Genomic DNA, 17,385 nt, shown 5'->3' with positions numbered 1-17,385 from the left:
CTCGGCACCCGTGGTCGTCTCGATGGTCAGTCCCGTTCCCGTTCGCCGCTCGTGTCATCCTGCATGGCCCGCTCGACCATCCTGTCGACGGCCCGCTGCGTCTCGTCGACGCTCTCCGTCTCGCGCCGGGCGTCGGAGTCGAGGTCGGCGGTCGCGGCCTCGACCAGGGCGATCTCCTCGTCCAGCATCGGCTCGCGCTTCTTCGTCTTCTTCCGCTCCCGTCGGCGTGACGGGCCGGACCGTAGGATCATCGCACCGATCTTCTCGGAGTTCGCTGCGAGGATCGGCCCGATGATCGCCATGATGAGCACGTAGAGACCGGCGAACGGCTGGATGCGCTCATCCAGTCCTGCGGCGAGTGACAGCGTGGCGAGGATGAGGGCGAACTCTCCACGGTTCTGCAGGATCACGGTGGTGTTGATGCCGGCCTGCACGCCCATCCCGTTGATCCAGGCCACGAACTGGCCGGCGCCGATGTTGAGCACGATCGTCATGACGACGGCGATCCCGACGGGCAGGAGCACGGACGGGAACTTCGCCGGGTCGAGCGCGAGGCCGAAGTTGAGGAAGAAGAACGCGGCGAACACATCCCGGAGCGGGATGGCGATCTGCTCGATCTTGCGGCGGTACTTCGTCGCCCCGAGGACGAGGCCGATGAGGAAGGCGCCGATCGCGTCGGTCACACCGAGCAGCTCGCCGATGCCGGCGAACAGCACCGCGAACCCGAAGAAGAGGATGGTGAAGAGCTCGTCGTCCTTCGTGCGGAACAGCCGCGAGACGAACCGGCCGCCCCAGCGCGCGATCGTGAACATCACGACGAGGAAGGCGAACGCGATGGCGAGCTTGCCGACCACGGGCCAGAAGTCGGTCTCGCCGCTGAGCACCACGGAGACGATCGCCAGGTAGATGGCGATGAAGATGTCCTCGACGACGGTGACACCGAGGATCATCGGCGTCTCGGTGTTCGCCAGCCGCCGCAGCTCGATGAGCAGTTTGGTGACGATCGCCGACGACGACGTGGCCGTCATCCCGGCGATGATGAGCGCCTCGCGGGTGCCCCACCCGACCATGAACCCGAAGATCAGGCCGACACCCATGTTGATGACGATGTATGAGCCGCCGGAGACGATCAGCTTGCCGAAGTTGCCGAAGAACTCATCCTGGTCGAACTCCAGACCCAGGTTGAACAACAGCAGGATGAGCCCGAAGATCGCGATGAGCTCGATGTAGTCGCTCTCGAAGTTGAGCGGGAACCAGCCGGTGTGCGGGCTGGCCAGCAACCCGACCAGCATGTAGATGGGGATCGCGGGGAGACTCACCAACCTGCCGAGGCGCCCGAGCACGTACGCGACGAGCAGGAGGATGCCGAGAACGATGAGGTCTTCGCCGAGATGCATCGTCGATCAGCCTCCGGGCGGAGCGTCGGCGGTGACACGGTGGGCGACCTCGCCGGTGCGGAAGAACGAGAACGCTTTCGCGACCTTCTCCGGCGTGCCGGCGACCACGAGCGTGTCCCCGGGGAACACCTTGAAGTCGGGAGCGGGCGCCGGGTTGGCGGAGTCCCCGCGCACGACCGCGACGACCGTGAGGCCGACGAAGCCGCGGTCGCCGGGCGCGCCGAGCTGCTGACCGGCGATGTAGTCGTCGTAGTCGACGGTGAACCAGTCGATGCTGAGACCGGGGATCTGGTCGAGCGCGGTCAGAGCCTCGGTGATCTGCGTGCCGCCGAGCAGCTCCGCGAGCGTGTGGGCCTCATCCTCGTTGAGCCGGAGCGACACCTTGGTGACGTCGCTGCCGTCTTCGTGGTCCGAGAACGTGATCAGGTCGCTGTGGCCGGACCGGTGCGCGATGACGCCGACTTTGCCGCCATCGTCGGTCACGAAGGTGTGAAGCACCCCGACCCCGGGCAGCTTCACCCGTCGAACGTCTACCATCATCCGTCTCCATCCGCCGGGCCGGCCGGCATAAGGGGGGTATGCCTCCAGCCTACCGGAGGCGTGCGAAGGCCTTCCCGGAGAGCGAGCTCCGGGAGGGCCTTCTGCGGTGCTTCTCAGCCTGCGCTGTCGCCGCTACCCGTCGGTCCCGGGGGCATCCTCCGCACCGGCGCCCTCGACGTGCTTCGGCGCCTGGTCGGCGCTCGTCGGGGTGCCGGCCTTCGATGCGGCCGCCTTCGCGGCTTCGGCGTCGGCCTCCACGATGTCGGGCGCTTCGAGTCGGATGCGGTCTGCGGACTCGTCGTCGGGCTGCAACTGACTGGCGCGCTCCGCCTCGACCCGGCGCAGGTAGGTCCGCACCTCGCGCTCCTCCCGCTCCGAATCCCAGCCGAGCACGCGCGCCATCAGCGACGCGGCGACCGGGGCGGCGGAGGCGCCGCGGTCCCACGCCTCGATCGAGATGCGGGTGCGGCGGGCGAGCACGTCCTCCAAGTGGAGGGCGCCCTCGTGCGTCGCCGCATAGACGACCTCGGCGCCGACGTAGTCGTCCGCTCCGGGCAGCGGGTCGGCCAGCGACGGGTCCTCGCGGATGAGCGCGAGGATGTCCTCCGCGAACGTGCCGTAGCGGTTCAGCAGGTGCTCGATGCGGGCGACGTGGAGGCCGGACTCCTGGGCGATCCGGTGGCGGCGGTTCCACGCGGCCTGGTATCCCTCGGCTCCGACGAGGGCGATGTCCATCGTCGTGGAGGGAGGAGTCCTGCCGTCGATCGCGCTGACGGCGGCATCCACCGCATCCTTCGCCATGACCCGGTACGTCGTCCACTTGCCGCCCGCGATCACGACGAGGCCCGGCACCGAGTGGGCGACCAGATGCTCGCGGGACAGTTTCGACGTCTGCTCGGACTCACCGGCGAGGAGCGGCCGGAGGCCCGCGTAGACGCCCTCGACGTCCTCTCTGGTCAACGGGATGTTGAGGATCTCGTTGACGTGCGCGAGCAGGTAGTCGATGTCGGCGGCGGTCGCCGCGGGGTGCGCCTTGTCGAGGTGCCAGTCGGTGTCCGTCGTGCCGATGAGCCAGTGCCTGCCCCACGGGATGACGAAGAGCACGCTCTTCTCGGTGCGCAGCAGCAGGCCCATCTTCGACTGGAAGCGGTCCCGCGGCACCACGAGGTGGATGCCCTTGGATGCGCGCACCTTGAACTGGCCGCGCTCCCCCACCATCGACTGCGTGTCGTCCGTCCACACGCCGGTCGCGTTCACGACCTGCTTGGCGCGGATGTCGAACCGCTCGTCGGTCTCGAGGTCGTGGGCGCGCACGCCGACCACCCGCTCGCCGACCTTGATGAAGCCCTCCACCCTGACGCGGGAGGCGACGTGGGCGCCGTAGTGCGCGGCCGTGCGCACCAGGTTGGCGACGTAGCGGGCGTCGTCGACCTGCGCGTCGTAGTACGTGATGCCGCCGATCAGGGCGTCCTTGTTCATCGACGGGATGGCGTTCAGCACCTGCCGCTTGCTGAGGTGCCGGTGGTGCGGAACACCGGGAGGCCGTCCGCCGGTGTACGAGAAGATGTCGTACAGCATCATGCCGGCGCCGATGTAGAAGCGCTCCCACACCCGCTTGTGCAGCGGGTACAGGAAGCGCACGGGCTTCACGAGGTGCGGGGCGATGCGCTGCAGCAGCAGCCCGCGCTCGATGAGCGCCTCGCGGACCAGGCGGAAGTCGAGCTGCTCGAGGTACCGGATGCCGCCGTGGACCAACTTGGAGGAGCGGCTGGAGGTGCCGGAGGCGAAGTCGCGCGCTTCCACCAGCCCGGTGGTCAGACCACGGGTCGCCGCATCCACCGCGGATCCGGCTCCGACGATGCCGCCGCCGACCACGAGGATGTCGAGCTCCGTGTCTTTGAGCGCCGCGATCGCCGCGGCGCGCTCAGCCGGACCGAGCCGTGACGGGTAGGTCACGGCCGGGTTCGACGCGGGCGTCGCGTGCCTGTCGCCGCCTGGGGCAGATTGGGACTTCACCATCGTTCTCTCCCTCTCCGGCCGCCATCGGCCGGCGCTGCTCTACTGCGTACGATACGGCGCGACGACGACCTCGACGCGCTGGAACTCCTTCAAGTCCGAGTATCCCGTCGTGGCCATGCTCCGGCGCAAGGCTCCCACGAGATTCGCAGAGCCCTCGGCCACCGGAGCCGGCCCGTAGAGGACCTCCTCGAGCGGCGCGACCTGACCGACGGCGACGCGATTGCCGCGCGGCAGCTGCGAGTGGTGCGCCTCGGCGCCCCAGTGCCATCCGCCGCCGGGCGCATCGGTGGCGCGGGCGAGCGTGGTGCCGAGCATGACGGCGTCGGCGCCGCAGGCGATGGCCTTGACGATGTCACCCGAGCTGCCGAGGCCGCCGTCGGCGATGACGTGCACGTACCGGCCGCCCGACTCGTCCATGTAGTCGCGGCGCGCACCGGCGACGTCGGCCACGGCGGTCGCCATGGGCGCGTGGATGCCGAGGGTGGATCGCGTGGTCGACGCGGCCCCGCCGCCGAAGCCGACGAGCACTCCGGCCGCGCCGGTGCGCATCAGGTGCAGCGCCGCGGTGTAGGTGGCGGCGCCGCCGACGATGACCGGCACATCCAGCTCGTAGATGAACTTCTTGAGGTTGAGCGGCTCGACGTTCTTCGACACGTGCTCGGCCGAGACCGTGGTCCCGCGGATCACGAAAAGGTCGACGCCCGCGTCGACGACCGTCTCGTAGAGCTCCTGCGTGCGCTGCGGCGAGAGTGCGCCCGCGACCGTGACGCCTCCCTCGCGGATCTCGGCGAGGCGACGGGTGACGAGCTCCGGCTTGATCGGCTCGGAGTAGATCTCCTGCATCCGGCTCGTCGCGCGCTCAGCCGGGAGCTCGCGGATCTCGGCGAGCAGGGGCTCCGGGTCTTCGTAGCGGGTCCACAGACCCTCGAGGTCGAGAACGCCGAGGCCGCCGAGCTGGCCCATCATGATGGCCGTGGTCGGCGAGACCACCGAGTCCATCGGGGCCGCGATGAACGGGATGGAGAACTGGTAGGCGTCGATCGTCCACGAGACCGAGACGTCCTCCGGGTCGCGGGTGCGCCGGCTGGGAACCACGGCGACGTCGTCGAAGGCGTACACACGGCGGGCGCGCTTGGCGCGGCCGATCTCGATCTCCATACTCACGCGCTTCAGTCTAGGCCGCGCGCCTGTTCGGCGTCGGGGGCCTGTGGAAAGGTGGTCTCGTGACCGTCGAAGCCGAACCCCTCAGCCGTCTCCGCCAGCGCACCAGTGAGAAATGGCGCGCGTACCCCGACGACGTCCTCCCGCTGTTCGTCGCCGAGATGGACTACCCGCTCGCCCCGCCGATCGCCGCGGCCCTGCACGCGGCCGTCGACCGCAGCGACACCGGCTATATCGGGCCGGACGACCGCACGCAGCGGGCGTTCGTCGACTTCGCGCGCGACCGGTGGGGCTGGGAGGTCGACCCCGCGCAGACGCGGACCACCACCGACGTGAGCGTGGTGATCGTCGAAGCCCTGCGGATGCTGATCGAGCCGGGCGACCGCGTAGTCATCACCCCGCCGGTCTATCCGCCGTTCTTCGAGCTGATCCCCGAAGCCGGGGGTGTCGTCGAGGAGGTGCCGCTGCTCGACGGCGGGACCGACGGCCGAGGCTGGGCGCTCGATCTCGCCGGTCTGGAGCGGGCGTTCGCGGGAGGGGCGAAGGCGTTCCTGCTCTGCAATCCGCACAATCCGCTCGGTCTGGTCCACCCGCGCGCCGAGCTGGAGGCGGTCGCCGCGCTGGCGGCCCACCACGGTGTGTTCGTCGTGAGCGACGAGGTGCACGCACCGCTCACGCACACCGACGCGACGTTCACGCCGTTCCTCTCCGTGTCGGAGGAGGCGCGGCGGATCGGCGTGGCCGCTCACTCCGCCAGCAAGGCCTGGAACCTGGCCGGCCTGAAGTGCGCACTGTTCGTGACGGCGTCGCCGGAGCAGGCCGAGCGCATCCACGCCCTGCCCATCGAGGTGGAGGTGCGCACCAGCCACTTCGGCCGGATCGCCACCGAAGCGGCCTTCCGGGATGGGCGACCCTGGCTCGACGACGTGCTGCGGGCCATCGAGACCAACCGCGAACTGCTGTCCGTCCTGCTGACCGACCGTCTGCCGCGCGCCCGCTACCGGGAGCCGCTCGCCAGCTACCTGGCCTGGATCGACCTGCGCGCCCTCGGCTGGGGCGACGACCCTGCCACGCGCATTCTGGAGGAGGCCCGCGTCGCCGTCAATCCCGGCATCGAGTTCGGTGCGCCCGGCGCCGGTTTCATCCGCCTCAACCTGGCGTGCTCTCCGGAGGTCCTCACCGACGCGATCGACCGGATCGCCGAGCTCAGCGCGCGCGGCTGACCCGCCGCTCGTCCCACACCGGCTCGTCGGTCTCGTAGACCGCGCCGTCGGAACCGAACACCAGGAACCGGTCGAACCCGCGAGCGAACCAGCGGTCGTGCGTGACCGCGATCACCGTGCCCTCGAAGCCGGCGAGGCCCTCCTCGAGCGCCTCGGCCGAGACCAGGTCGAGGTTGTCGGTTGGCTCGTCGAGCAGCAGCAGCGTCGCACCGGAGAGTTCGAGCAGCAGGATCTGCAGCCGCGCCTGCTGGCCCCCCGACAGCGATTCGAACGTCTGCTCGGCGGCACCGGCGAGACCATACCGATCGAGGACCCGGCTCGCGGCCTCCCGGGGCATCCCGTCGCGGCGTTCGTCGCCGCGGTGCAGGATCTCCAGCAGCGTCCGTCCGACCAGCTCGGGATGCTCGTGAGCCTGCGCGAACAGGCCCGGAGCGACCCGGGCACCGAGTTTCGCGTTCCCCGTGTGCGGGACAACGGCGCCGGCGTTCTCCGGTGCGGCGAGATGCCCGGCCGACGGGTCCGGATCCGTGCCGCCGGCCGCGAGCAGCCGGAGGAAATGCGACTTCCCGGACCCGTTCGAGCCGAGCACCGCGACGCGCTCACCGAACCAGACCTCGGCGTCGAACGGCCGCATCAGCCCGGTCAGTTCGAGATCTGTGCATTCGAGCACGCGGCGGCCGGTGCGTGCGCCGGTCAAGCGCATCCGGACGTTCTGTTCGCGCGGCACCTCCTGCGGCGGACCGGCCGTCTCGAAGCGGGCGAGGCGGGTCTGCGCGGCCTGGTAGGCGTTCGCGAGGTCGCTGTTGTACTTGGCTTTCTCCTTGAAGCGCAGCACGAGCGCCTTCAGCTTCGCGTGCTCCTCATCCCACCGGCGGCGAAGCTCCTCGAGCCGCTCCATCCGCTCGCGCCGAGCGTCGTGGTAGCCGACGAAACCTCCCCCGTGCGTCCACGTCGTGTTGCCGGCGGCCCCCAGCTCCAGCGTGATGATGCGGTCGGCCGCGTTGGCGAGCAGCTCACGGTCGTGCGAGACGACCAGCACCGTCTTCTGCGTCGCCCGGAGCTGCTCCTCCAGCCAGCGCTTGGCCGGCACGTCGAGGTAGTTGTCCGGCTCGTCGAGCAGCAGCACCTGTTCCGGACCGCGCAGCAGCGCCTCCAGCACCAACCGCTTCTGCTCTCCGCCCGACAGGGTCCGGACCGCCCGGTATCGCGCTCGCTCGAACGGGACGCCGAGCGCGGCGACCGTGCACTGGTCCCAGACGACTTCCTGCTCGTATCCGCCGGCGTCGGCGTACTCGGCAAGCGCGTTCGCATACCGCAGCTGTGTGTCGGTCTCGTCGCGCTCGATGATGGCGTTCTCGGCCGCCTCCAGCGCTTCGGCCGCGGCCTTCACCGCCTTCGGAGCCACTCCCACCAGTAGGTCGTGCACCGTTCGGTCGTCGCGGACGTGCCCGACGAACTGGTCCATCACCGCGAGGCCGCCGTCGATGACGACGCCGCCCGCGTCGGGCCGGAGTTCACCCCGGATGATGCGCAGCAGGGTCGACTTGCCCGCACCGTTCGCGCCGATCAGAGCGCCGACGCGCCCATCCCCGACCCGGAACGAGACGTCGTCGAGCAGCGGCCGGCCGTCGGCAAGGGTGTACGAGACGCCGGAGACGTCGATGTGGCTCATGGAGTGATCCTGTATCTCGGGAGGCGGGCAAAGCCTTCCAGAGTAAACGAAACCGCCGCCCGAGGGAACGGGCGGCGGTTTCTCAGACCTGAAGCTGCGTGTCAGCGGCGGTAGTTCGGAGCCTCCACGACCATCTGCACGTCGTGCGGGTGCGACTCCTTGAGCCCCGCCGCGGTGATGCGCACGAACTTGCCGTTCTGCTTGAGCTCCGGGATGGTGCGGGCGCCCACGTAGAACATCGACTGCCGCAGACCGCCGACGAGCTGGTAGGCGACGGCGGAGAGCGGGCCGCGGAACGGCACCTGACCCTCGATGCCCTCGGCGATCAGCTGCTCGTCGCTCGGCACATCCGCCTGGAAGTAGCGGTCACGCGAGTAGGAGGTCTTCTTGCCGCGCGTCTGCAGAGCGCCGAGCGACCCCATCCCGCGGTAGTTCTTGAACTGCTTGCCGTTGACGAACACGAGCTCGCCCGGTGACTCGGAGGTGCCGGCCAGCAGCGATCCGAGCATGACGCTGTCCGCACCGGCGACGAGCGCCTTCGCGATGTCGCCCGAGTACTGGAGGCCGCCGTCGGCGATGAGCGGGACGTTGGCCTCGCGCGCGGCGAGCGACGCCTCGTAGACCGCGGTGACCTGGGGCACACCCACACCGGCGACGACGCGCGTGGTGCAGATGGAGCCCGGGCCGACACCGACCTTGATGGCGTCGGCACCCGCGTCGATGAGCGCCTGAGCGCCCGAACGGGTGGCGACGTTGCCGCCGATGACGTCGACGTGCGACGCGCGGGGCTCGGCCTTGAGGCGGCGGATGATGTCGAGAACGCCGGCGCTGTCGCCGTTGGCGGTGTCGACGACGATCACGTCGACCCCCGCGTCGACCAGGGTCATCGCGCGCTGCCAGGCGTCGCCGAAGAAGCCGATCGCGGCGCCGACACGGAGCCGGCCCTCGTCGTCCTTCGTGGCGTCGGGGTACTTCTCGCTCTTGTCGAAGTCTTTCACCGTGATGAGGCCGCCGAGCTTGCCGTCGGCGTCCACCAGGGGGAGCTTCTCGATCTTGTGCTCGGCGAAGATGGCGACGGCCGCGTCCGGGTCGATGCCGATCGGAGCCGTGATCAGCGGCTGACGGGTCATGACGTCGCGGACCTTGGTGGTCGACCGCTCGAACGGCGAGACGAAACGCATGTCGCGGTTGGTGATGATGCCGACGAGGGTGCCGTCCGGCTCGACGACGGGGAGGCCGCTGACGCGGAACTGGCCGCACAGTGCGTCGACCTCTTCGACGGTCGCGTCCGGGGTCGTGGTCACCGGGTTGGTGATCATGCCCGACTCGGACCGCTTGACCTTGTCGACGTGCGCCGCCTGGTCCTCGATCGAGAGGTTGCGGTGGATGATGCCGATGCCGCCCTGGCGCGCCATGGCGACGGCCATGCGCGACTCGGTGACGGTGTCCATCGCGCTCGAGAGCAGCGGAGTCGCCATCGAGATGCGCTTGGTCAAGCGGGTGGACGTGTCCGCCTCACTCGGGATGACGTCGGTATGCCCGGGGAGGAGCATGACGTCGTCGTAGGTCAAACCGATGAAACCGAACGGATCCGCCTGATCCATCTCACCCCTTCAAAGATGCATCCCGTGTGAGGACGCGCGACTGTGGATGCTCAATGGTAACGGCAGAATCTGGACGGATATTCCGGCCGCTTCGCGGTCAGTCCACCGGGGCCAGGTCGAGCTCCGCCGCCCGCTTGCCCTGCCGCGCGGCGACGATCATGTCGATGCTCAGGATGAGCAGCGCGAGCCAGACGATCGCGAAGCCGACCCAGCGCTCCGGCGGCATCGCCTCGTGCAGTACGGCGACGCCGACGATGAACTGGATGAACGGGGCGAAGTACTGGATGAAGCCCATGTAGACGAGCGGGAGGCGACGGGATGCCGCGGCGAAGAACAGCAGCGGGACGGCCGTGATGACACCGGCTCCGACGAGCAGAACGGTGTGCCACACCCCCGCGGTGCCGATGGTGAGCCCGGCGGTGACGCCGACGACGACGAGCTGGATGATGGCAACCGGGGTCAGCCACATCGTCTCGAGGGTGAGGCCGGAGAGCGCATCCACCCGGTTGCCCACGCGCTTCTTGATCAGCCCGTACAGGCCGAACGAGAAGGCGAGGATGAGGGCGATCCACGGCATCGAGCCGTAGCCGACCGCGAGGACGATGACGGCGACGACGCTCACGCCGACGGCGACCCACTGGGCGACGCGCAGCTTCTCGCGCTGCACGACGACGCCGAGGAACACCGTGACGATCGGGTTGATGAAGTAACCGAGGGCCGCCTCGACGACGTGGCCGTTCACCGTCGCCAGCACATACGTCTGCCAGTTGACGTAGATGAGAGCGCCGGCGAGGCCCATCGTGAACAGGACGCGCTTGTCGGTGAGCAGCGCCGTGAACGCGCGCCAGGAACGGGTCACCGTGAGGGCGATGGCGCAGAACCCGAGCGAGAAGATCACGCGCCAGCCGACGATCTCCCAGGCCGAGGCGGGCGCGAGCGCCAGGAAGTAGATCGGGAGGATGCCCCACAGGACGTACGCGGAGACCGCGTAGACGAGTCCGGATGTGCGGTGGGAGCTGAGGTCGTCGGAGGGTGCCACTCGTCCGACTCTACCTGCGACCGCAGACACCACGACGGCCCGGATGCTCAGAGCATCCGGGCCGTCGAGAAGAGGGGGTGCGTCAGCGGACGACGACCGCGAGCACGTCGCGGGCCGACAGGACGAGGTAGTCCTCGCCGCCGAACTTCACCTCGGTGCCGCCGTACTTCGAGTAGATGACCTTGTCGCCGACGGCGACATCGAGCGGGATGCGGTTGCCGTTGTCGTCGATGCGACCAGGGCCCACCGCGACGACCTCGCCCTCCTGCGGCTTCTCCTTGGCGGTGTCGGGGATGACCAGACCGGAAGCAGTGGTCTGCTCAGCCTCGACCTGCTTGATGACGATGCGATCCTCGAGCGGCTTGATGGAGACCGACACGTTGACCCCTTTCCTGTGAAGAACAGTGTCTCTACTAAGACTGATTAGCAAACTCGCACTGAGAGTGCTAACACGAGTCTAGGGGGTGCGTTAGCAGTCACGCAACGTGAGTGCCAGACCGGGCGGGGCGGCACGTCCAGGGTAGCGTTGAGCGCATGGAACGCTCCGAGCTGGTCGCCCTCCTGAGCCCGGAGGGACTGCGGCTGCTCGACTCCCTTCCGCCCTACAACAGCGAGCGGGACGTACTCGCGATCGTCAGCGACCTCCGCAAGCAGGGCCACTCCCCCGCGCTGGTCGCGGCCGTACTCACGCAGTCGAAACTGCGCCGCAAGGCCGTGGCCAAGTTCGGCGACTTCGCGTCGCAGATGCTCTTCACCGAGGCCGGCCTGGAGCAGGCCACCCGGCTGCCGGTCGCCGCGCGGCACGCCGGACGGTTCCGCGCGGCGGGGATCCGCCGGGTCGCCGACCTCGGCTGCGGCATCGGCGGCGACGCTCTCGCCCTCGCCGCCCTCGAGCTGGACGTCCTGGCGATCGAGGCCGACGAGGTCACCGCGGCCATCGCCTCCTTCAACCTGGCCCCGTTCCCCAGCGCGCGGGTCGAGCAGCGGCGTGCGGAAGACGTCGACCTGCGCGAGATCGACGGCGTCTTCCTCGACCCGGCGCGACGGACCGCCGGGCACACGCAGACGGAGCGCCTCACCGACCCCGACGACTACACGCCGTCGCTCGGCTTCGCGTACGAGCTCGCCACCGGCCGATCGGTCGGCCTGAAGCTCGGTCCGGGATTCGACCGCGACCTCATCCCCTCGACGGCGGAGGCGCAGTGGGTGTCCGCCGACGGACAGGTCGTCGAGCTGGGCCTCTGGTTCGGAGCGCTGGCCCGGCCCGGCATCCACCGCGCCGCACTTGTGCTCCGCGGCGATCGGGCGGACGAACTGACCGCCGATGCCGACAGTCCCGACGAGGAGACCGGTCCGCTCGGGGAGTTCCTCTACGAGCCGGATGGCGCGGTCATCCGCGCGCGCCTCATCGGCGATCTCGCACGCAGGCTGGGCGGCAGGATGCTCTCGGAGCAGATCGCCTACATCACGACCGACCGGCCCGCCGAGACCCCGTTCGCGGCCGGCTTCCGCGTTCTCGAAACGCTCCCGTACGCCGAGAAGGACCTGAAGAAGGCTCTCCGTCAGCGCGGCATCGGCACCCTCGAGATCAAGAAGCGGGGGGTGGATGTGGACCCCGCCGCACTGCGCCGCCGGCTGAGCCTCAACGGCGACCGCCCGGCGACCCTGATCCTCACCAGGGTCGCCGGGCGGCACACGGCGCTGCTCGCCGAACGGCTCTGAGGCCGTCGGCGAACCGCTTCACAGGGCTTTGCTCAGTACGTGCCCTGGTAGTTCGCGATGCTCGCGAAGATGATCGCGAGGAAGATCCAGTAGATGATCGCGATCGCGATGCTCACGAAGCCGAGGATGATGCCGGTGAGCCAGAAGCCCTTGGCCTGCGGCTCCTTGTTGCGGCCGATGAAGCCGAGCACGACCGCCGCGATACCGAACAGGAAGCCGATGCCCCAGGCGATGTTGAGCACGATGCCGAGGATGCCGCCGACGAGCGACAGGATGCTCAGGATCGGCGACTTGGCGGCGGGCTGCCCGTAGGGCTGGGTGTAGCCGGGGGCGGGCTGCCCGTATGCCGGCTGGCCGTACGGCTGCTGGGGCTGGCCCGGCTGCTGGCCGTAGGGCTGCTGGTACTGCTGGCCGTATCCCGGGGCCGGTGGCTGCTGGCCGTATCCCGGCGCGGGCGGCTGCTGACCGTATCCGGGAGCGGGCGGCTGCTGACCGTAGTCCGGAGCCGGCGGCTGCTGACCGTAACCCGGCGCGGGCGGCGGCACGGCCCCCGTGTCGGACGCGGGCGGGGCGGGCGGCGGCGGCGGCGGGACCGATCCGTTCTGCGAGTTCGGGTCCGTCGGTTCGACGGGGGCGTTCGGGTCGGTCATGAGACCCATCTCCTTCGGTGCGGGAAGCTGGTGGTCGGCGCCTCAGCGGAAACGGATTTCCTGAGAGAACGCTGTATCACACCCATCGTGGCAGGGGGTCCGGGAGGGTGTCAACGCACCACTCAGGCGGTGACCTGAATCTCCGTCACCGGGAGCGTGGAGTCCGCCGAGAAGGTGAGCTCGCTCGGGCCGTGACCCGCCATGATCAGCTGCGCCCCCAGCGCCGCGATCATCGCGCCGTTGTCCGTGCACAGCGACAGAGCCGGGATGCGCAACGCGACACCGGCTTCGGCCGCCCGTGCGATGGCGAGCTGGCGCACCCGGGCGTTCGCCACGACGCCGCCGCCGAGCAGTAGCCGGGGCACGTCGTGATCACGGCATGCGGCCAGCGCCTTCGTGATCAGCACGTCCGCCACCGCCTCCCGGAACGACGCAGCGACATCGGCGACCGGCACCTCTTCCCCGGCATCCTGACGCTGTTCGACCCAGCGCGCGACCGCGGTCTTGAGTCCGGAGAAGGAGAAGTCGTACCGGTGCTTCTCCAGGTCCTTCGGCCGGGTCAGCCCCCGCGGGAAGCGGATCGCCTTCGGGTCGCCGTCCGCTGCGACGCGGTCGATCTGCGGGCCGCCGGGATACGGCAGGCCGAGCACACGGGCGACCTTGTCGAACGCCTCACCGGCTGCGTCGTCGATGGTCTCGCCGAGCAGCTCGACGTCCGAGACGAGGTCGCGGACGAGCAGCAGGGAGGTGTGGCCGCCGGAGACGAGCAGGGCGATCGTCGGCAGTTCGACGGGATGACCCGGGCCGCCCTGCGCGTCGAGCAGATCGGCGCCGACGTGGCCGACGAGGTGGTTGACGGCATACAGCGGCTTGCCGAGGGAGACGGCGAGCGCCTTTGCCGCGCCGACGCCGACCATGAGCGCACCCGAGAGCCCGGGGCCGCTGGTCACAGCGATGGCGTCGACGTCGTCCAGCTCGATCCCCGCGTCCGCTACGGCGGTGCGCAGCGTCGGTTCCAGGGCCTCCAGATGTGCGCGGGCGGCGACCTCCGGGACGACGCCGCCGTAGCGGGCGTGCTCCTCCATCGACGACGCGATCGTGTTGGCGAGCAGAGTCGTGCCGCGAACGATCCCCACACCGGTCTCGTCGCATGACGTCTCGATGCCGAGCACGAGCGGCTCCTTCACGGACGCCGGATCGAGGCGAGTGGATGCTGCACTGGTCATGCGAGGGTGGTCTCCGGACTGGGGACGGCGAGACGCATCACGATCGCGTCCACACCGTCCGGCTGGTAGTACTTCGGGCGCACGCCGATCTCCTCGAAACCGAGGTCGCGGTAGAGGGTCTGGGCGCCCGGGTTGTCGGCACGCACTTCGAGGAACACCTCGCGTGCGCCGCGTTTCCGCGCCTCGGCGATCAGGGCGAGCATGAGCTGCCGACCCAGCCCACGGCGACGGGCGTGCGGGGCGACCGCGATGGTCTGGATGTCCCCCTCCCCTCCCCCGCGCGGGGCGAGGAGTCCGGCATACCCGGCGAGGCGGTCGGGCGACTCCGGTGCGAAGGCGACGAGGTAGTAGCCGTGCTCGCCGGCGACCTCCGAGCGCATGGAGCGCTCCGACCACGCGTCGTTGAGGAAAACACTGCGCTCCAGCTCCATGATCGCGGGCACGTCGGCGGGCTCGGCGCGGCGCAGCTGGTGCACGGTGCGGGCGGGATCGGTCATGCCGTCACCCGCTTCGGCCCGGCGGACGGCGTCACATCCGGCGAGCGCAGGTAGAGGGCGACATCGGGGTCCATGGGCAGCCGGTTCGCGTAGCGCAGCTCGGCGATCATGCCGAGCCGGCCGGCGGGCACGACGTCGGCGTCGACTCTGGCGATATCGGGATGCGGCAGCTCGTCCGGTCGGGCGAGACCCGGCCCGTCGAGACGGATCGGCAGACCGAAGCCGTCGACGCCCGAGTAAGCGGTCCAGTAGCGTTCGCGGCGCCGGGCGTCGGTCACGATCAGCAGCGGCCCCGCGTGGCCGGACGCGTAGCGGTCGTAGGCGACGGCGTCATGGCTGACGACGGGGACGAGCGGCTTGCCCGCGCCGATCGCGAACGCCTTCGCCGCGGCGATGCCGACCCGGAGTCCCGTGAACGGGCCCGGCCCCATCCCGGCGACGACGCCCGACAGAGCGCGCACCTCGATGCCGGCCACGGTCAGCGCCTCGTCGATCAGGGTGCCGATCACCTCGGCATGGCGCATGGTGTCGGTCTCGATGATCTCCGAGAGCACCCCGCCCTCCCGGTCGACGACGGCGACGCTGGTCCCGGCGGACGTGTCGATGGCGAGCAGCATGCATCCAGCCTAAGCGGGATCGGCGGACGAGGAGCCCGCGGGCGGCGCCCAGCGCGGACCGAACCCGGTCAGCGTGACGGTACGCGGTTCGTCCGTCTCGTCGACCGCATCGGCGTCTACGGCCGCGCCCTCCGCTGCTCCGGTCGGCCGCTCGATCGCGACCTCGAGCCACGACTCGGCGACGCCGTCGAGCATCCCGGCGCCCCACTCCACCACCACGACCGAGCGCGCGAAGTCGATGTCGAGGTCGTCGAGCTCCAGCGCGCTCGACAGGCGGTACGCGTCGACGTGGACGAGCGGCGCACCGCCGGAGAGACTGGGATGCGTCCGGGCGAGCACGAACGTGGGGCTGGTCACCGGGCCGCGCACGTCCAGCGCTTCGCCGATCCCACGCGTCAGCGTCGTCTTGCCCGCCCCGAGTGGACCGGACAGGATGACGAGGTCGCCCGCTCGGAGGACGCCAGCGAGATCCCGGCCGAGTTCGTGCATCTCGTCCGCCGTGGCGACCCGCCGGACGGCGGGCACCTGCAGCGCGTCCGTCATCGGCCGCCTCCGGTGTAGCTCCGTCTCAGCCGCCCGCCGAGACGCGTGACGATCTCGTAGTTGATGGTGTCGGCGGCCTCAGCCCAGTCGTCCGCCCCCGGCACACCGCCCGCGGGGTCGCCGAACAGGACGACCTCGTCGCCGACCGCCACGTCCAGGTCGCCGACGTCGACCACGAACTGGTCCATGGCGACGCGCCCGCTGATCCGGAACGTGCGGCCGCCGATCGCGACGGGTCCGCGGTTGGACGCATGACGCGGGATGCCCTCCGCATAGCCGAGGGGGACGAGGACGAGCGTCGTCTCCTTCTCGGTGCGGTACGTGTAGTCGTAGGAGACGCCTGTGCCCGCGGGCACGCGCCGGACCGCGGCCACCCGCCCGCGCAGCGTCATCGCGGGACGCAGCCCGAGCTCGACGGCCGACTCCCGGCCGAAGGGCGACAGCCCGTACACGGCGATGCCGAGGCGGACGAGATCGAACCGCGACTCCGGCAGCGAGAGGGCGGCCGCACTGGCCGCGATGTGCCGCAGCTCGGGATCGAGTCCGGCGGCGGATGCGCGATCGAGAGCACGTTCGAACACGGCGATCGCGGCGCGGTCGTCCTCCGGCGACGCGTTGGAGAGGTGCGAGAAGATGCCGCGGACCCGGACCAGCCCCGCGATCTCGAGCTCACGCGCGCGCGCGACCACCGCATCCCACTCGGATTCCGGGACGCCGTTGCGGCTCAGACCGGTCTCGATCTTCAGCTGGACGAAGGCCGGCCGCTCACCGGTGGCTGCGGCCGCTGCGGCCTCCAGCTGGACGCGGGACGATATCCCGAGGTCGAGGTCGGCGCGGACGGCGTCGGCGAAGTCGTCGTCGGGGTCGTGCAACCACGCCAGCACGGGCGAGGTGATGCCGGCCTCCCGCAGCGCGAGTCCTTCGGAGATCTCGGCGACGCCGAGCCAATCCGCCCCGCCGGCGAGCGCTGCCCGGGCGCACTCGACGGCGCCGTGTCCGTACGCGTCCGCCTTGACGACCGCCATGACGTGCGGCGTGCCGACGAGCTCGCGCAGGCGTGCGACGTTCGCACTCACCGCATCCAGGTCGACGACCCGCTCCCGGAACACGGCGGTCACGGCGCGCACTCCGTCACCACGAACGCCGTCGCGACGCCGGCGTCATGCGTCATCGACACGTGGATGCGCACGATGCCACGCTCGCGGACCTGCGCCTCGACGACGTTGTGCAGCACGAAACCGGGGTTCCTCTCCTCGTCGGGGACGATCTCCATGTCGTGCCAGCGCACGCCCTCGGAGCCGCCGAGCGCCTTGATCAGCGCCTCTTTCGCGGCGAACCGGGCCGCGAGCGAGTGCACGGGAAGCAGGCGCTCCGCCTCGGTGAACAGCCGGTCGCGCAGCTTCGGCGTGCGGGCGATCGACCGCTCGAAGCGGGCCAGATCGACCACGTCGACCCCGATGCCGGCGATCACGGCG

At 70.1% G+C, this 17,385-nt stretch carries 17 protein-coding genes; 2 read left to right on the top strand and 15 right to left on the bottom strand.

The features are described 5' to 3' along the window. Positions 1–26 precede the first annotated feature (26 nt). From AXZ95_RS15345 to AXZ95_RS15330, 4 genes are all read right to left on the bottom strand, one after another. On the bottom strand, positions 27–1,397 hold the full coding sequence (locus AXZ95_RS15345; protein WP_018191913.1) for a cation:proton antiporter: 1,371 nt from the start codon (positions 1,395–1,397) through the stop codon (positions 27–29). Positions 1,398–1,403: 6 nt separating this feature from the next. Next, positions 1,404–1,937, bottom strand: a complete 534-nt coding sequence (locus AXZ95_RS15340) for a TrkA C-terminal domain-containing protein (RefSeq protein WP_231374462.1) — start codon at positions 1,935–1,937, stop codon at positions 1,404–1,406. A gap of 132 nt (positions 1,938–2,069) precedes the next feature. Continuing rightward, positions 2,070–3,893, bottom strand: coding sequence for a glycerol-3-phosphate dehydrogenase/oxidase (locus AXZ95_RS15335; RefSeq protein ID WP_018191915.1), 1,824 nt, complete (start codon positions 3,891–3,893; stop codon positions 2,070–2,072). Between the two features lie 102 nt (positions 3,894–3,995). Further along, positions 3,996–5,114 (bottom strand): GuaB3 family IMP dehydrogenase-related protein, encoded by a 1,119-nt coding sequence (locus AXZ95_RS15330; RefSeq protein ID WP_018191916.1) that lies wholly within the window; start codon positions 5,112–5,114, stop codon positions 3,996–3,998. A gap of 65 nt (positions 5,115–5,179) precedes the next feature. Here AXZ95_RS15330 and AXZ95_RS15325 point away from each other — a divergent pair, with 65 nt between their 5' ends. Beyond that, on the top strand, positions 5,180–6,340 hold the full coding sequence (locus AXZ95_RS15325) for an aminotransferase class I/II-fold pyridoxal phosphate-dependent enzyme (protein ID WP_018191917.1): 1,161 nt from the start codon (positions 5,180–5,182) through the stop codon (positions 6,338–6,340). Here AXZ95_RS15325 and AXZ95_RS15320 read toward each other — a convergent pair. The 4 genes from AXZ95_RS15320 to groES form a co-directional block, all read right to left on the bottom strand. Then, entirely contained in the window at positions 6,324–8,012 is a 1,689-nt protein-coding gene (locus AXZ95_RS15320; protein WP_018191918.1) for an ATP-binding cassette domain-containing protein, read from the bottom strand. The genes AXZ95_RS15325 and AXZ95_RS15320 overlap by 17 nt on opposite strands. A 101-nt stretch (positions 8,013–8,113) precedes the next feature. After that, on the bottom strand, positions 8,114–9,616 hold the full coding sequence (gene guaB, locus AXZ95_RS15315; protein WP_018191919.1) for an IMP dehydrogenase: 1,503 nt from the start codon (positions 9,614–9,616) through the stop codon (positions 8,114–8,116). Between the two features lie 97 nt (positions 9,617–9,713). After that, on the bottom strand, positions 9,714–10,655 hold the full coding sequence (rarD, locus tag AXZ95_RS15310) for an EamA family transporter RarD (protein ID WP_018191920.1): 942 nt from the start codon (positions 10,653–10,655) through the stop codon (positions 9,714–9,716). Between the two features lie 82 nt (positions 10,656–10,737). Continuing rightward, on the bottom strand, positions 10,738–11,034 hold the full coding sequence (gene groES / locus AXZ95_RS15305) for a co-chaperone GroES (protein ID WP_018191921.1): 297 nt from the start codon (positions 11,032–11,034) through the stop codon (positions 10,738–10,740). A gap of 155 nt (positions 11,035–11,189) precedes the next feature. On the opposite strand from groES, the gene AXZ95_RS15300 reads away from it, so the two are divergent. Next, entirely contained in the window at positions 11,190–12,377 is a 1,188-nt protein-coding gene (locus AXZ95_RS15300; protein WP_018191922.1) for a hypothetical protein, read from the top strand. A gap of 32 nt (positions 12,378–12,409) precedes the next feature. Here AXZ95_RS15300 and AXZ95_RS15295 read toward each other — a convergent pair whose 3' ends face one another. The 7 genes from AXZ95_RS15295 to AXZ95_RS15265 all read right to left on the bottom strand — a co-directional run bounded on the left by AXZ95_RS15295 (position 12,410) and on the right by AXZ95_RS15265 (position 17,381). Continuing rightward, positions 12,410–13,027, bottom strand: a complete 618-nt coding sequence (locus tag AXZ95_RS15295; RefSeq protein WP_018191923.1) for a DUF4190 domain-containing protein — start codon at positions 13,025–13,027, stop codon at positions 12,410–12,412. 122 nt (positions 13,028–13,149) lie between these two features. Continuing rightward, positions 13,150–14,253, bottom strand: coding sequence for a tRNA (adenosine(37)-N6)-threonylcarbamoyltransferase complex transferase subunit TsaD (gene tsaD / locus AXZ95_RS15290; RefSeq protein ID WP_018191924.1), 1,104 nt, complete (start codon positions 14,251–14,253; stop codon positions 13,150–13,152). Then, a complete protein-coding gene (rimI, locus tag AXZ95_RS15285; protein WP_018191925.1) occupies positions 14,250–14,750 on the bottom strand; it encodes a ribosomal protein S18-alanine N-acetyltransferase in 501 nt (166 codons plus the stop codon). The genes tsaD and rimI overlap by 4 nt, the downstream gene beginning before the upstream one ends. Next, the gene (gene tsaB, locus AXZ95_RS15280; protein WP_018191926.1) at positions 14,747–15,367 is read right to left on the bottom strand and encodes a tRNA (adenosine(37)-N6)-threonylcarbamoyltransferase complex dimerization subunit type 1 TsaB; all 621 of its coding nucleotides are present in this window, start codon (positions 15,365–15,367) and stop codon (positions 14,747–14,749) included. Before tsaB ends, rimI begins: the two co-directional genes overlap by 4 nt. Positions 15,368–15,376: 9 nt before the next feature. Then, positions 15,377–15,910, bottom strand: a complete 534-nt coding sequence (gene tsaE / locus AXZ95_RS15275) for a tRNA (adenosine(37)-N6)-threonylcarbamoyltransferase complex ATPase subunit type 1 TsaE (protein ID WP_018191927.1) — start codon at positions 15,908–15,910, stop codon at positions 15,377–15,379. Continuing rightward, the gene (gene alr / locus AXZ95_RS15270; protein WP_018191928.1) at positions 15,907–17,037 is read right to left on the bottom strand and encodes an alanine racemase; all 1,131 of its coding nucleotides are present in this window, start codon (positions 17,035–17,037) and stop codon (positions 15,907–15,909) included. The genes tsaE and alr overlap by 4 nt, the downstream gene beginning before the upstream one ends. Further along, positions 17,025–17,381 carry a holo-ACP synthase gene (locus tag AXZ95_RS15265; protein ID WP_018191929.1) on the bottom strand — a complete coding sequence of 119 codons (357 nt, stop codon included), beginning with the start codon at positions 17,379–17,381 and terminating at the stop codon, positions 17,025–17,027. Before AXZ95_RS15265 ends, alr begins: the two co-directional genes overlap by 13 nt. Positions 17,382–17,385 lie beyond the last annotated feature (4 nt).

The organism is Leifsonia sp. 115AMFTsu3.1 (genome assembly GCF_004362795.1).
GTDB lineage: Bacteria > Actinomycetota > Actinomycetes > Actinomycetales > Microbacteriaceae > Leifsonia.
Note: the sequence above shows the minus strand (reverse complement) of the source record. Positions and strands in the feature narration are given on the sequence as shown.